Genomic DNA, 14,001 nt, shown 5'->3' on the forward strand with positions numbered 1-14,001 from the left:
TCTGGCGTCCCTCACTCCGAAGACGTCCGCGTCGCGAAGTGGCTCTATTTACAAATCTTCTCCTTTGTCTACCGCGCCGACCCAAACTGATGTACTGTCCAAGAGACAGTGAGCTGGCTCATACCAGCTCCTCCGCGGATCACGGGACAGGGAGGTCGAACGGTGACGACGTCGGACATCGGCCGGCACGCGCACACGCCGGTGGAACAGTGGCGCGATCGCAAGCGGCATCTGTGGCTCATGGGGCTGATCCCGCCCACGGCAATCTTTCTCGCGACGGCGCTGGTCTGGGGATTCAACCAACTCGGCTGGACCGCGGTCTCGTCGGTGTGGTGGTGGATCGGTCCCCTGCTGGTGTACGTGCTGCTGCCGATCCTCGACCGGTTCTTCGGCCCCGACGGGCAGAATCCGCCCGACGAGGTGATGGAGATGCTCGAGAACGACAAGTACTACCGGTACTGCACCTACGCCTACATCCCGTTCCAGCTGGCCAGCCTCGTCTTCGCCTGCTACCTGTGGTCGGCCACGGACCTGTCCTGGCTGGGGATCGACGGCGGCCTGGGTCTGGTCTCGAAGATCGGCCTGGCGTTCAGCGTCGGCGTGATGGGGGGCGTCGGGATCAACACCGCCCACGAACTCGGCCACAAGAAGGACGACCTCGAACGGTGGCTGTCGAAGATCACCCTGGCCCAGACCGGCTACGGCCACTTCTACATCGAGCACAACCGCGGCCACCACGTGCGGGTCTCCACCCCGGAGGACCCGGCCTCGGCCCGTTTCGGCGAATCGTTCTGGGCGTTCCTGCCGCGCAGCGTGTGGGGCAGCCTGAAGTCGTCGTGGGAGCTCGAGAAGACCCGCCTGCAGCGACTCGGCAAGAGCCCGTGGACCCTGCGCAACGACGTCCTCAACGCGTGGGCGATGTCGGTGGTCCTGTTCGGCGTGCTCGTCGCGGTGTTCGGCCCGGTCATCGTTCCGTTCCTGATCCTGCAGGCCGTCTACGGTTTCTCCCTGCTCGAGACGGTGAACTACCTCGAGCACTACGGACTGCTGCGGCAGAAGACGGCCTCGGGCCGGTACGAGCGCTGCACCCCCGCGCACAGCTGGAATTCCGACCACATCGTCACCAACATCTTCCTGTACCACCTGCAGCGGCACAGCGACCACCACGCCAACCCGACGCGCCGCTACCAGACCCTGCGGAGCATGGACGGCGCCCCCAACCTGCCCAGCGGCTACGCGAGCATGATCGGCCTCGCCTACATTCCGCCGCTGTGGCGCAAGGTGATGGACCATCGCGTCGTCGAGCACTACGACGGCGACCTCACCCGGGCCAACATCCAGCCTCGCAAGCGCGACAAGGTTCTCGCGCAGTACGGAGCACAGTGATGGCCGCCTACGAATGCCCGGTGTGCAACTACGTCTACGACGAGACCGCCGGCGCGCCGCGCGAGGGTTTCCCCGCCGGCACCCCCTGGGACGCGATTCCCGACGACTGGTGCTGCCCCGACTGCGGGGTCCGCGAGAAGATCGACTTCGAAGGACGCTGAGATGACCACCGACTACAAGCTGTTCCGTTGCCTGCAGTGCGGATTCGAGTACGACGAGGCCGAGGGCTGGCCCGAGGACGGCATCGAGCCCGGCACCCGCTGGGACGACATCCCCGACGACTGGTCCTGCCCGGACTGCGGCGCCGCCAAGTCCGACTTCGAGATGGTCGAGGTCAGCCGGACGTGACCGAGACGATCGTCGTCGTCGGCACCGGGGTGGCCGGCGCGACCGCCGCACAGACCCTGCGCAACGAAGGCTTCGCCGGCCGTGTCGTGCTGATCGGCGAGGAGGCCGCACTGCCGTACCGGCGGCCGGTGCTCTCGAAGGACCTGCTCGCCGGCAGGATCACCGACGAGAAGGCGCAACTCGAACCGGCCGGCTACTGGACCGACCACGACATCGAATTGCGCACCGAGACCCGGGTCGTCGAACTCGACCCGGAACGTCACCGACTCCGGCTGTGGGACAACGAGATCGTCGAGTACGACGCGGTGATCCTGGCGACGGGTGCGCGCGCCCGTCACCTCGAGCACGACGCCGGGGACCGGGTGCTGAGCCTGCGCACGGCGGAGAACGTCGCGCCGCTGCGGGCCGCGATCGCGTCGCACCGAGCGCTCCTCGTCGTCGGCGCCGGCCTGATCGGCTGCGAGGTCGCCTCCACCGCACGAGAACTGGGAGCCGAGGTCACGGTGCTCGAGAGTGCGCCGTCGCCGCTCGCCCGCATCGTGCCGCCCGCGGTGGCCCGGATGTACGTCGGCCTGCACGCCGAACACGACGTGCCCGTCCACACCGGCGTCGCGCTGCGCTCCCTCACCGGGAGCGACGACGGGGTGCACGCCGTCGCGGAGGACGGCCGCTCCTGGACGGCGGGCACCGCGCTCGTCGCGGTGGGCTCGGTGCCGGACACCGCGCTCGCCCGGGCGGCCGGGCTCACCGTCGGCGACGGCATCGTCGTCGACGAGGCCTACCGCACCTCGGCCGCCGGGGTGTACGCCGCGGGCGACGTGATCGAGCAACCCGACCCGGTACTCGGCGGCCGGCACCGCACGGAGAACTGGAACAGCGCCCGGGCGCAGGGCCTTGCCGCGGCGAAATCCGTTCTCGGGCAGCCGCTCGGCGCCGCGGAGGTGCCGTGGGGCTGGTCCAACCAGTACGGGCACAACCTGCAGTTCGCCGGCTGGTCCCGGCACGACGACGACTACGTGGTGCGCGGGTCGATCGAGGACCGCGACTTCACGGCGCTCGCGCTGCGCGGCGACCGGCTCGTGGGGGCGATCGCCCTCGGCCGTCCGAAGGACATCCGCATCGTGCGCCGGCTCGTGGCCGCCGGCGCCCCGATCGACCGCGCCGCCCTGGCGGACGAGTCCGTCGCACTGGGCGACGTCGCCGGTCGGGGCGTGGCCGTGCCGGCCTCGCTGTAACGGGCAGCCACCTCGGCTCGCCCGGACGACGTCCGGCGGAAGGCTCCCCCGAGGCCCTGCCGGGGCCGTCTCCGGACTGCCCCGACAGGGCCTCGGGGCGTCTCAGCCGTGCTGGTCGGTGCGCTTCTTGCCGGCCAGTCCGCGCCAGGCGAGGTTCTCGAGCAGGTCGGCGGCTTTCTCCACGTCGATCTCGCCGCCCGCGATGCGGTCGGCGACCGCCTCACCGGCACCGACCAGCGCCACCGCCATGATGGCGAAGTCCGTTCCCGGCTCCGGGTCGCGGGTGCTCGACTCCAGCAGATGCGCGGTGAGCTCGATGAGCCGGTCCCGGCTGCTGCGGACCTGCCCGGCGAACGCCTGCTGCGACATCGCCTGGCGGTAGAGCACCATCCACGAGTTGCGGTGGGCGTCGACGAACCCGAGGAACGACTCGAGCGCCACCCGCAGCTGGTCGCGCGGCGTGAGCCCGGGGTCGCCGGCGGGTGTCAGCGCCTCGACGAACCGCTGCCCCTCGCGGCTGATGCACGCGGCGAACAGTTCGTCCTTCGAGCCGTAGTACAGGTAGAGCATCGGCTTGGAGATCTGCGCCCGGGCCGCGATGGCGTCCATCGAGGTATTGTGGAATCCGTTCTCGGAGAAGACCTCCACCGCGGCATCGAGCATCTGCTGTTCCCGCACCGCGCGAGGCAGTCGCTTGGTACCGCCGGCCATGTCTCCTCCAAGTCCCGATGCTCCGATCCTTACTCTAGAGTAAGGATCGGGTTTCCGACGTCGATTCAGCAGTCCAGCGCGCCCTTGGCGCGCGCGACGGTGCGCACCGCGTCGTCCACCCGCGCCGCCGGGAGCTCCCCCGTCGCCACCGCCTGCTCGAGGTGGTCGAGCACCCGCGGGACGTCGTCGGTGGACAGCCACAGCGCCTGGTCCACCCCGGCGGCGAGCGCCGCCTGCACCGCCTCGGTGATGTCGTACGTATCGGTGATGGCCCGCATCCCCGACAGGTCGTCGGTGAAGACCACCCCGTCGAACGGCGGGGCGCCGTAGCCCGTTCCGGAACGCAGCAACTGCACGGCCTGCGGGCTGATGCTCGCCGGCACGCCCTCGGTCAGACCCGGCACGTCCAAGTGCCCGAGCATCACCGCGACCCCGGAATCGACGAGCTCCCGGTACGGCACCAGGTCCACCTGCTGCAGCTGGTCGAGCGGCGGCGCGGTGACCGCACCGGTGTGCGAGTCGCCCGACGCCGAACCGTGGCCCGGGAAGTGCTTGAGCACCGGCAGGATTCCCGCGTCGCGCAGCCCGCGCGCGTAGGCGCCGGCGTACTGCACCACCACCTGCGGATCGGCGGAGAAGGAACGGTCGCCGATCACCGCGTCGTCGGGCTGGCTGCTCACATCCACGTCGGGGGCGAAGTCGACGGTGACGCCGAGCTCGCGGAGCTCACGGCCCCGCTCCAGCGCCATCCGGTAGGTCTCCTCCACCGTCATGGTCTGCGCCGTCACCCGCGCCGACGGATCGGGACCCAGCAGCGCCCCAACGCGCGAGACCCGGCCGCCCTCCTCGTCGATGGTGACCATCAGCGGCAGCCGGCTCGCCGCCGTCACCTGCGGGATCTCCCGGTTCGCCAGCATCGACACATCGGTCCAGCTGCCGACGAAGATCCCGCCGATCTGTTCGGACCGCACCGCCTCGAGTGCGTCGGCCGTGCCCGTGACGCCGACGTTGAGCAGCTGCGCCAGCCGCTGCCGCACCGTCAGCGACGCGAGCAGCTCGTCGCCGCACGCCGGTGCGGCGGACGCGGTCGCCATGGGGGCGGGCGACGGTGGCTGCGCGACGGCCGAGGTGTCCTGCGACGTGGGCGCAGCCGTGGACTCGGCGGCCCGGGGAGCGTCCTGTCCTCCGCACCCGGCGACGGCGAGGACGGCCGCGACCGCGACGGTGAGGGTGTGACGGATCCGCATGGCCTCCGACGGTAGCCGACCACCACCGTGCCGGTCCCCACGACCCGCGGCGGCGGGTGGTCCCCACGGCCCACGGCGGCGGGTGGTCCCCACGACCCGCGGCGGCGGGTGGTCCCCACGACCCGCGGCGGCGGGTGGTCCCCGCGGCCCACGGCGGCCGGTAAAGTGTCCCCCAAGGACCGCCACGACAGCAGGGATTCGTGATGCCCGCAGATCTCATCCTCATCGCCTACGACGGCTCCGAGAACGCCAAGCGGGCCGTGGAATATGCGGGGAGATTCCTCGCCTCGTGCCGCGCCGTCGTCGTCACGGCCTGGGAACCGATGGTCCGTCAGGCCGCCCGCATGTCCGGGCTGTCGGGGGTGATGCAGCCGGAGTGGGTCCCCGACGAGGAGACCGAGGACGTCGCCCTCACCGACGCGAAGGTGATCAACGCGGAGGGACTCGACCTGGCCCGCTCCGCCGGCCTCGCCGCGGAGGGCCGCACCCTCGAGGTGGTCAGTGCCGTGTGGACCGCCATCGTCGAGGCCGCCGACGAGCTGAACGTCGACATCATCGTCACCGGCACCCGCGGCACCACCGGCCTGCGCTCGCTGCTGCAGTCCTCGGTGGCCGACCATGTGCTGCGGCACAGCCACCGGCCCGTGCTGATCGTCCCGCCGGGACGCTAGCCGCGGCGCGAACCGCACGCGGGCGAGGATATCGTCGACCCACCATGGACGGTTTCCTGCTCTCCCGCGCCGATCGCACCGTGCACACCACCGGGACGCGCCGCCGGTTCACCGACATCGCCGAGGCCTCCCTCGCGTTGCGCCGCGGTGAGGCCGACCTGATCGTGGGCGCGCTGCCGTTCGATCCCGAGCGTCCGGCCGCGTTGACCCAGCCCGAAACCGCCGAGGTGACCGGCGCGGCGTGGCAGCCGCCGGACGCCCTGCCCGGCCTGCCCACGGTGCGGATCGCCGCGCAGACCCCGGCGCCGGAGCAACACGTCGCGCGGGTCGCTGCACTGCGCGACCGGCTCGGCCGCGGCGAACTCGACAAGGTCGTCGCCGCCCGCTCGGTCACGCTCGTCGCGAACACCCCTGTCGACCCGCTCGCCCTCGCGGCCCGGATGGCCGAACGCCACCCCACCGCGCACGTCTACGCGGTGGATCTGAGCGCCGCCGGCGAGCGGTACCGCGGCCACACCCTGGTCGGTGCGACGCCCGAGCTGCTGGTCAGCCGTCGCGGCGACGCCGTCACGTGCCGTCCGCTCGCCGGCACCGCCGCGCGGTGCGCCGACCCGGACGCCGACCGGGAGGCGGGCCGCCAGTTGCTCGCCTCGGCGAAGAACCTCGCCGAGCACGCCTTCGTCATCGAGTGGATCCGCGCCCGCCTGGCCCCGCTCTGCGGTGACCTGCAGATCCCCGGCACGCCCGTGCTGACCGCAACGAGCGACGTGTGGCACCTGGCCACCCCGATCACCGGCACCCTGCGCGATCCCGGGACGGACGTCCTGACCCTGGCCGCGGCGCTGCACCCGACCCCGGCCGTGGCCGGCACTCCCACCGAGGCCGCGCTCGCCGCGATCCGCGGCACGGAGGGCGACCGTCGCTTCTACGGCGGAGCGGTGGGGTGGTGCGACGCGAACGGCGACGGGGACTGGCTGGTGGCGATCCGCTGCGCCGAACTCAGCGCCGACGGCAGGCGTGCCCTCGCGTGGGGCGGCGGGGGCATCGTCGCGGCATCCGATCCGCAGGCCGAACTCGACGAGACCACCGCGAAGCTGCGCACACTGCTCGGCGTGCTCGGCCTCTAGGCCGCCACGAGTGGAGCACGCCACAGTTGTCCCCGTGCGGGTGATACCTTGACGCGGAGCGCGACGACGCCGGTTCGGATCCGGCGACGGGCGCGCGCGACGGATGTCGGCTCACACGGGAGCCGACGATGGACGATGGGGAGATGGGTATGGCGAAGTTCGTGGGCCCGGGCCTGGCCAGCGCGGCGATCGGTGCCGTCCTCGGCGCCGTGGCGGTGTTCGGCGTCACGGCGGCGGTTCAGGAGAACACCCGCCCGCAGGTCGACCGCAGCGGCAACGCCGATTCCTCCCTGCTGAACCAGGTTGAGTACGGCAGCCGCTGACGGCGCCGTCCACGCGACGAGTTCACGCACTTCCCACGGCACGGCACCCCACCCCGGTGGGGCACCGTCCGCCGACCCCTTCTCCAGGCGGTGGTTGTACGGGGCCGCCGTGGTGTCGCTGCTGCTGGCGTTCGCGCAGGCCCCCGGCCTGATCGTCGCCGACACCAAGTACGACCTGACCCAGAATCCCCTCGGGTTCCTCACCCGCGCCGCCCACCAGTGGAGCAGCATCGCGCCGCTCGGCCAGGTACAGAACCAGGCGTACGGCTACTTCTTCCCGCACGGTTCCTTCTTCGCCGTCGGCCAGCTCCTGCACATCCCCCCGTGGATCACCCAGCGGGTGTGGTGGGCGCTGCTGCTGCTCGCCGGGTTCTGGGGCGTGGTGCGGCTCGCGGAGGCGCTCGGCGTCGGTAACCGCGGTTCCCGGCTGATCGCCGCGGCGGCGTTCGCGCTCTCCCCCCGCGTGCTGACCACCCTGGGATCCATCTCGTCGGAGACGCTGCCGATGATGCTGGCGCCGTGGGTGCTGCTGCCGCTCGTGCGCTACCTCGACGGCGACGGGTCGTATTCGCCTCGTCGGACGGCGGCGTCGTATTCCGCTCGACGAGCGGCAGCGTCGTATTCCGCTCGACGAGCGGCAGCGCAGTCCGCCGTCGCCGTCGCGCTCATGGGCGCGATCAACGCCGTCGCCACCGTCGCCGCGTGCCTCGTCGCCGGGCTGTGGTGGCTGGCGCACCGCCCGAACCGGCGATGGTGGCGGTTCACGCTGTGGTGGATCCCGGCCTGCGTCGTCGCGGTGCTGTGGTGGATCGTGCCGCTGCTGCTGCTCGGCCGCGTCAGCCCCCCGTTCCTGGACTACATCGAATCATCCGGGGTGACCACGCAGTGGACCTCGCTGGCGGAGGTGCTGCGCGGCACCGACAGCTGGACCCCGTTCGTCTCCCCCGAGCGCATCGCCGGCGCGGTGCTGGTCACCCAGCCCGCGGCGGTCCTCGTCACCGGTCTGCTCGCGGCCGCGGGCCTGGCGGGACTGGCGATGCGTTCGATGCCCGCCCGGGGGCGGTGGACGCTGATCCTGTTCGCCGGCATCGCCGGGCTGGCCGCCGGGTACGTCGGTGACCTCGGCTCGCCGATCGCCGAGCAGGTCCGGCACTTCCTGGATTCGACCGGCGCCCCGCTGCGCAACGTGCACAAGCTCGAGCCGCTGGTGCGGTTGCCGCTCGTGCTCGGGCTCGCGCATCTGCTGCGCCGGGTGCCGCTGCCCGGCGCGGTGCCGTGGCGGCAGGCCCGGACCGCGTTCGCGCATCCCGAGCGGCAGCCCATGGTCGCGTTCGCCACCCTGATCCTCGTGGCGCTGACCCTCGCGACGTCGCTCGCGTGGACCGGCCGGCTCGCCCCGCGCGGTGCCTACGATGCGGTGCCCGGATACTGGCACGAGACCGCCGCGTGGCTCGACGAGCACACCCGTGGGGAACGCGCGCTGATCGTGCCGGGCGCCCCCTTCGGCAGCCAGATCTGGGGCCTGACCCGCGACGAGCCCCTCCAGGCGCTCGCGTCGACGCCGTGGGCCTCCCGCGACGCCGTGCCCCTCGTGCCGCCGGGCGCGATCCGGGCCCTGGACTCGGTGCAGCGGCACATCGCCGACGGCCGGCCCACCCCGGGGCTGGCGGCGACGCTGCGCGGTCAGGGCATCGGGTACGTGGTGATCCGCAACGACCTCGACCCGGAGACGTCGCCGTCGGCGCGGCCGGTGCTCGTGCACCGGGCGATCGAGGGTTCCCCCGGGCTGGTCCGGGTCGCGGAGTTCGGCAACGAGATCACCCGGAACTTCGAGGAGGGCTTCACCGCCGACTCCGACCTGCGGCCGGCGTACCCGGCGGTCGAGATCTACCGCGTGGACCTGCCCGGCGCTCCGGTCGGGCCGTACGCGGTGGACGCGGCCGACGTGCCCCGGGTGCAGGGCGGCCCCGAGGCCCTGCTGCGCCTCGACGACGCCGAGCCGGGCAGCACCGGCCCCGCCCTGCTCGCCGCCGACGCGAACCGCGCGGGTCTGCCCGTCGACGACGTCCTCGTCACCGACACCCCCACCGCCCGTGAGACCGACTACGGCCAGGTCGACCACCACAGCTCGGCGATCCGTGCCGCCGGCGACCCGCGGCGCACCTACAACCTCGTACCGGACTATCCGGTGCCGGACACCGACCTCGTGCATGCCGAATGGGAGGGCGCCCGGATCAGTGTGTCCAGCTCCGCGTCCGACGCCACCCAGCTCGGCGGCACCTCCGTGGGCAGCGGACCGGCGGCCACCGTCGACGGCGATCCCACCACCGGCTGGCACAGCAACGGCCTCGAGTCCGCGGTCGGCCAGTGGCTGCAGCTCGACCTGGACCGGCCCCTCGAGGCCGGGCTGCTGCGGTTGAGCACCAGCCCCGGCGCGCTCGGCCCCGCGGTGAAATGGCTCGAGGTGACCACCGACCGCGGCAGCACGGCCGTGCGCGTCGAGAAACCCGGCCGCGAACAGACCGTGGCGCTGCCGCTCGGACGGACGACCTGGATCCGGATCACCTCCACCCGCACCGAGGACGGGTCGGTGGGCAACCAGTTCGGGCTGACCGAGGTGGCGGTGGACGACTTCACCGACCGCGACAACCCCCGGCCGGTCGACATCCGGCAGCGGATCGTGCTGCCGGACGTCGTCGCCGGGGCGACGGTGCGGGGCTGGAATCTCGGTCAGGAACTGCCCGGCCGCGGCGGCTGCGTCGACACCCCCGATCGGGTGCGGTGTGCGCGGGGTCTGGCCGTCGCAGCCGAGGAGCCGAACCTCTTCACCCGCACCCTGTCGGTGCCCGACGCGACGTCGGTGACGCCGCAACCGTGGGTGCGGGCCCGGCCCGGCCCGGCCCTCGCCGAGATCGCCGCGCTGCCGGACCGGGTGGTCGCCCGCGGCGCCGCCGACGTCGTCGACCTGCAGGGCTCCGCGTTCGCCGCGACCGACGGTGATCCGCGCACCACGTGGACGGCGTCGGAGGAGTCGGTGCGCCCCGGCGCGCCGCGACCGACCGTCACGCTCGACCTGCCGTCCCCGCAGCTGGTGACCGGCCTGGAGGTGACCGCGGGCCTGGGACCGCTGCCGGCGCGCCCGACCCGCGTCGCCGTCGACCTCGGCAGCGGACCGCAGGTGCGCGACGTCGAATCATCAACGACGACAATTGATCTCGAACCACACGTGACGGATCGGGTGGTGCTCGGCCTGGTCGGCTGGGAGGACGTGCTGGACCAGACGGTGCTCGGCTTCGCGAAGGTCGTCCCGCCGGGTCTGGCGGAGGTGACCGTCCTCGGCCCGGACGGTCCGATCGGTCCGCAGGATCCGGTGTACGACCGGCAGGTCACGGTCGGCTGCGACACCGGGCCCGTGCTCACCGTCGACGGACGCAGCTACCGGACCTCGGTCACCGCGACCGTCGCGGACCTCGCCGCCGGTGTCGAGGTGCCGGCCACCCTGTGCGACGAGACCGTCGCGCCGCTGCCCGCCGGGCGCGTCGACGTCGAGATCGACCCGGGCCAGGCGTTCACCGTCGGGACGCTGCGGCTCCCGGTTCCCGGCGCCGCGAGCCCGCCGGCAGCCGAACCCACCGAACTCGCCGTCGGCACCTGGACGGAGAACCTGCGCGAGCTCGAGGTGCCCGCGTCCGAACGGGACCGGCTCGTCGTCGTGCCGGAGAGCACCAACGTCGGCTGGGTCGCCACGGCCGCGGACGGCACCGAACTGACACCCGTGGTGGTCGACGGCTGGCAGCAGGGCTGGGTCGTGCCCGCCGGGACCGGCGGCACCGTGACCCTCGAATTCGCCACCGACCGGTGGTATCGCCTCGGCATCTTCGGCGGCCTGCTCCTGCTGCTGCCGCTGTTCGCGCTCGCGGCGTGGCCGCGCCGGCGCCCCGTCGCCGATCCGGGGCCGTCGCCCCGGGTCTGGGGCAGTACCACCGTCGGCTTCGCCGGCGTGCTGGCCGTCGCGGTCCTCGCGGCCGGCGCGGTGGGCGCGGCGACGACGGTCGTGGCGGCAGCGGCGATCGTGGCGGTGGGCGCCCGCTGGGGCCGCGACGTGGCTGCCCGCACGCTGGTCGTCGTGACCGGATGCGCCACCATGACGGCGATGGCGTTGCTGTCCACCGGGCCGTGGCGGGCGCCGGACGGCTACGTCGGGCACTCGGTCGCCGTCCAGTTCGCCGCGCTGTGCGGGCTCGTCGCGCTGGGAATCGCGGCGCTGCCGGTCTCGGTCAGGGCGCGGCGGAATCTGCGACGCGTTCTGCGGTGGAGGCGACGCGGCTCTGACGGCGCCTGACCTCCCGGCGCACCGGTTCCTCGACGAGGGCGTAGCTGACCGACGCGACGGCGATGCTCAGCACCAGAGTCACCGTGAGCACGAACCAGAAGTCGCCCTGGAACGGGATGAGACCGAAGACCGGGAAGACGATGGACAGCACGGCCAGGTGCCAGATGAAGATGCCGTACGACCATCGGCCCACGGTCAGCGCCGGACCGCTCGCCAGGATGCGGTGCTCGGCGCGCGGCGCCAGGACGAGGGGCGCCAGCAGTGCGAAGCTCATGAGGGCGCCGAGCAGGATCTTGCCGTTGTACTGCCACGGATCGATCTTCACGAGGCCTTCCGGCCCGCCGAGGGCCGTGGTGGACAGCGCGAACGCGGCCACGGCGACCACCGCCATGAGCACCCGGTGCGCCGCGAGGCGGTGCACCCAGGTCCGCTCGCCCGTCACGAGCTCCGCGAGCACCATGCCGGCGGCGAACCACGGCAGATAGCCGGGCAGCCAGTTGTCGTGGTTGATGTGGTCCGGGGTGGGAACCGGCAGCCACGCCCACACCAGCGACAGCGCACTCAGGGCGAGCAACAGCGGGACGCGGAACCGGGCCCGTTCGCCACGCAGACCGGCGAGCGCCGCGGCGAACAGCGGCAGCAGCAGGTAGAAGGCCACCTCCACCGACAGGCTCCACATCTGGGTGAGCCCCTCGGTGAGACTCAGCGGCACGAACACCTGCACGAGGGTCAGGTTCGCGAGCCACAGCCGCCACCCGCCGCCCGCCTCGGGCAGCAGGAGCAGCACGATGCACACCACCACCCAGTAGGCAGGCAGGATGCGGGTGGCCCGGGACAGCAGGTAGCGCCCGGTGGTCGGCGCGGCCCCGAGACCACGCGCGGCCGCCGCGTGCGGCCGCCACAGCAGGAAGCCCGACAGCGCGAAGAACAGGGCGACGGCGAGGTCGAACCGCCCCCAGATGCGGCCGAGCACCGGGTCGTGCACGGCGCCGGTCTGGAATGCCACGTGCGTGATCAGGACGCCGACGGCCGCGAATCCGCGCATGCCCTCGAGCGCCGGCAGGAAGCCGGAGACGGCGGGAGCCGAGGCGGTGGGCGGGGCACTGCTGGTCATCGACGACAGTCTGCCCGGTCGCTTCGGGGCGGGGAAGCCGGGATCTCGAGTCCGAACGGTGGCGCGCGCCGGGCGGATGCCCTGTTAGTGTCTGGGCTCACGTGGTATTCGCGAGCCGGATGCCAGGCGATCCGTGCAGACCGGCTGCCGGTGGGGGTACTCGATGGAACCGTTGAGTGAGGAGACACAGCATGGCTGAGCGTTCGGGCTCGGGCCGGAAACTGGCATTGGCATTGGTGGGCCTCGGCGCCTTCCTCATCGTCGCGGCAATACTGATCCCGACGTATACCGTCGGCAAACTCGCCAAGACGCCGCTGGACCTCGAGGTGACCACGGTCGCCGAGGGCACCGGCGACATCCTCAACGCGCGGGCGCTGCTGTCGGGGCGGGCGCAGGTCGACACCGACGTGCCGATCGTGGCGCAGCGGTTCGTCACCGTCGAGGACCCGTCGAATGCGGACATCATGACCCTGCAGGCGGGCCAGACGGTCCGTCGCCTGGACATGCAGGGCGACACGGGTCTGGTCTCCGCCACCGTCGACCGGGTCACGGTGGACCGGGTCAGCGGCATGCCGGTCACCAAGGAGGAGAACCCGGACGCGGTCAGCACCATCCAGACCTCGGCCACGGCTCCGCCGACGGAGATCCCGAACCGCGACGGTCTGCAGTACCGCTTCCCGTTCGGCACCGAGCAGAAGTCCTACCCGTACTTCGACCTCAATGCGCGCGAGACCTACCCGATCGACTACATCGACGAGACCGAGATCAACGGCGTCAAGGTCTACCACTTCCGGCACGAGATCGAGCCCGTCGACCTGTCCGCGGTCGATCCGTCGGTGCCGACCTACAAGCTGAGCCTGCCCGCCTCGACGTGGGGCGTCGAGGGCGGCGAGACGCCGGTGACCATGACCCGCTGGTACACCAACGTCCGTGACCTGTGGGTCGAGCCGGAGACCGGCGTCGTCATCAAGGGCCAGGAGCAGCAGTACCAGTACTACGCCCGCGAGGCGAGCCGTCCCGAGGTGACGGTGCTGCAGGTGTCCCTGCCGTTCAACGAGGACACCATCGAGTTCCAGGTGGAACAGGCCAAGAACGGTATCGACACCCTGAACCTGTTCGGTCGCACCGTGCCGATCATCCTCGGCATCCTCGGCCTGCTCGCGCTGATCGCCGGCATCGTGCTCGGCCTGCGCGGCGGCAGCGGCCGCACCGGCCGTCCCGTCGCCGCGACGGGCGGCCCGACCGCACCGGCCGGACCGGCCCACGCCGCCCCGGCCCAGCGCGACTGGACCAGCGACCGCACCGAGGAGATCCCCCGCACGGACGCTCCCCCGCAGCAGCGGGACTGGACCACCGACCAGACGCAGGAGATCCCGCGCACCGACCTGCGCAAGGAACCGCCGCAGCAGTAGGTAGCAGTAGGTACCCGGCCGATGCCCCTCCCGATCGGGAGGGGCATCGGCGTGTGGACTCCCGATCGGGAGGGCGTCGGCGTGTGACCGAATG

General features: G+C 72.2%; 12 protein-coding genes. 9 read left to right on the forward strand and 3 right to left on the reverse strand.

Annotated features, from left to right (window positions below):
* Positions 1-162 precede the first annotated feature (162 nt).
* The 4 genes from F1734_RS23230 to F1734_RS23245 are packed head-to-tail and all read left to right on the forward strand — an operon-like array spanning position 163 to position 2,969.
* On the forward strand, positions 163-1,386 hold the full coding sequence (locus F1734_RS23230) for an alkane 1-monooxygenase (protein WP_203011131.1): 1,224 nt from the start codon (positions 163-165) through the stop codon (positions 1,384-1,386).
* Positions 1,386-1,547: a rubredoxin gene (locus tag F1734_RS23235; RefSeq protein WP_003939211.1), complete on the forward strand. Its 162-nt coding sequence runs from the start codon at positions 1,386-1,388 to the stop codon at positions 1,545-1,547. Before F1734_RS23230 ends, F1734_RS23235 begins: the two co-directional genes overlap by 1 nt.
* A 1-nt stretch (position 1,548) precedes the next feature.
* Positions 1,549-1,734 (forward strand): rubredoxin, encoded by a 186-nt coding sequence (locus tag F1734_RS23240; protein ID WP_003939212.1) that lies wholly within the window; start codon positions 1,549-1,551, stop codon positions 1,732-1,734.
* The gene (locus F1734_RS23245) at positions 1,731-2,969 is read left to right on the forward strand and encodes an NAD(P)/FAD-dependent oxidoreductase (RefSeq protein WP_203011132.1); all 1,239 of its coding nucleotides are present in this window, start codon (positions 1,731-1,733) and stop codon (positions 2,967-2,969) included. Before F1734_RS23240 ends, F1734_RS23245 begins: the two co-directional genes overlap by 4 nt.
* A 102-nt stretch (positions 2,970-3,071) precedes the next feature.
* Here the strand turns inward: F1734_RS23245 and F1734_RS23250 are convergent, their stop codons facing one another.
* Positions 3,072-3,680: a TetR/AcrR family transcriptional regulator gene (locus F1734_RS23250; RefSeq protein WP_010593517.1), complete on the reverse strand. Its 609-nt coding sequence runs from the start codon at positions 3,678-3,680 to the stop codon at positions 3,072-3,074.
* A 65-nt stretch (positions 3,681-3,745) separates the two neighbouring features.
* Positions 3,746-4,927, reverse strand: a complete 1,182-nt coding sequence (locus tag F1734_RS23255) for a glycoside hydrolase family 3 N-terminal domain-containing protein (RefSeq protein ID WP_010593518.1) — start codon at positions 4,925-4,927, stop codon at positions 3,746-3,748.
* A 203-nt stretch (positions 4,928-5,130) separates the two neighbouring features.
* Here F1734_RS23255 and F1734_RS23260 point away from each other — a divergent pair, with 203 nt between their 5' ends.
* The 4 genes from F1734_RS23260 to F1734_RS23275 all read left to right on the forward strand — a co-directional run bounded on the left by F1734_RS23260 (position 5,131) and on the right by F1734_RS23275 (position 11,390).
* Positions 5,131-5,598 (forward strand): universal stress protein, encoded by a 468-nt coding sequence (locus tag F1734_RS23260; protein ID WP_010593519.1) that lies wholly within the window; start codon positions 5,131-5,133, stop codon positions 5,596-5,598.
* Positions 5,599-5,642: 44 nt separating this feature from the next.
* Positions 5,643-6,725 (forward strand): isochorismate synthase, encoded by a 1,083-nt coding sequence (locus F1734_RS23265; RefSeq protein ID WP_010593520.1) that lies wholly within the window; start codon positions 5,643-5,645, stop codon positions 6,723-6,725.
* 149 nt (positions 6,726-6,874) lie between these two features.
* A complete protein-coding gene (locus tag F1734_RS23270; RefSeq protein ID WP_003939230.1) occupies positions 6,875-7,048 on the forward strand; it encodes a DUF2613 domain-containing protein in 174 nt (57 codons plus the stop codon).
* A gap of 109 nt (positions 7,049-7,157) precedes the next feature.
* A complete protein-coding gene (locus F1734_RS23275) occupies positions 7,158-11,390 on the forward strand; it encodes an alpha-(1->3)-arabinofuranosyltransferase (RefSeq protein WP_372462641.1) in 4,233 nt (1,410 codons plus the stop codon).
* Here the strand turns inward: F1734_RS23275 and F1734_RS23280 are convergent.
* Entirely contained in the window at positions 11,326-12,495 is a 1,170-nt protein-coding gene (locus tag F1734_RS23280) for an acyltransferase family protein (protein WP_048773160.1), read from the reverse strand. The genes F1734_RS23275 and F1734_RS23280 overlap by 65 nt on opposite strands.
* A gap of 191 nt (positions 12,496-12,686) precedes the next feature.
* On the opposite strand from F1734_RS23280, the gene pgfA reads away from it, so the two are divergent.
* Positions 12,687-13,907 carry a cell envelope lipid trafficking protein PgfA gene (gene pgfA / locus F1734_RS23285; protein WP_029539962.1) on the forward strand — a complete coding sequence of 407 codons (1,221 nt, stop codon included), beginning with the start codon at positions 12,687-12,689 and terminating at the stop codon, positions 13,905-13,907.
* Positions 13,908-14,001: the final 94 nt, after the last annotated feature.

The sequence above is a fragment of the Rhodococcus ruber genome, from assembly GCF_016804345.1.
Lineage (GTDB): Bacteria > Actinomycetota > Actinomycetes > Mycobacteriales > Mycobacteriaceae > Rhodococcus > Rhodococcus ruber.

Bases quoted from the DNA above. Each gene is read 5' to 3' on its own strand.
- F1734_RS23240 (WP_003939212.1), top strand. From the start codon at position 1,549: ATGACCACCGACTACAAGCTGTTCCGTTGCCTGCAGTGCGGATTCGAG.
- F1734_RS23260 (WP_010593519.1), top strand. From the start codon at position 5,131: ATGCCCGCAGATCTCATCCTCATCGCCTACGACGGCTCCGAGAACGCC.
- F1734_RS23280 (WP_048773160.1), bottom strand. From the start codon at position 12,495: ATGACCAGCAGTGCCCCGCCCACCGCCTCGGCTCCCGCCGTCTCCGGC.
- F1734_RS23270 (WP_003939230.1), top strand. From the start codon at position 6,875: ATGGCGAAGTTCGTGGGCCCGGGCCTGGCCAGCGCGGCGATCGGTGCC.
- F1734_RS23235 (WP_003939211.1), top strand. From the start codon at position 1,386: ATGGCCGCCTACGAATGCCCGGTGTGCAACTACGTCTACGACGAGACC.
- pgfA (WP_029539962.1), top strand. From the start codon at position 12,687: ATGGCTGAGCGTTCGGGCTCGGGCCGGAAACTGGCATTGGCATTGGTG.
- F1734_RS23265 (WP_010593520.1), top strand. From the start codon at position 5,643: ATGGACGGTTTCCTGCTCTCCCGCGCCGATCGCACCGTGCACACCACC.
- F1734_RS23255 (WP_010593518.1), bottom strand. From the start codon at position 4,927: ATGCGGATCCGTCACACCCTCACCGTCGCGGTCGCGGCCGTCCTCGCC.
- F1734_RS23250 (WP_010593517.1), bottom strand. From the start codon at position 3,680: ATGGCCGGCGGTACCAAGCGACTGCCTCGCGCGGTGCGGGAACAGCAG.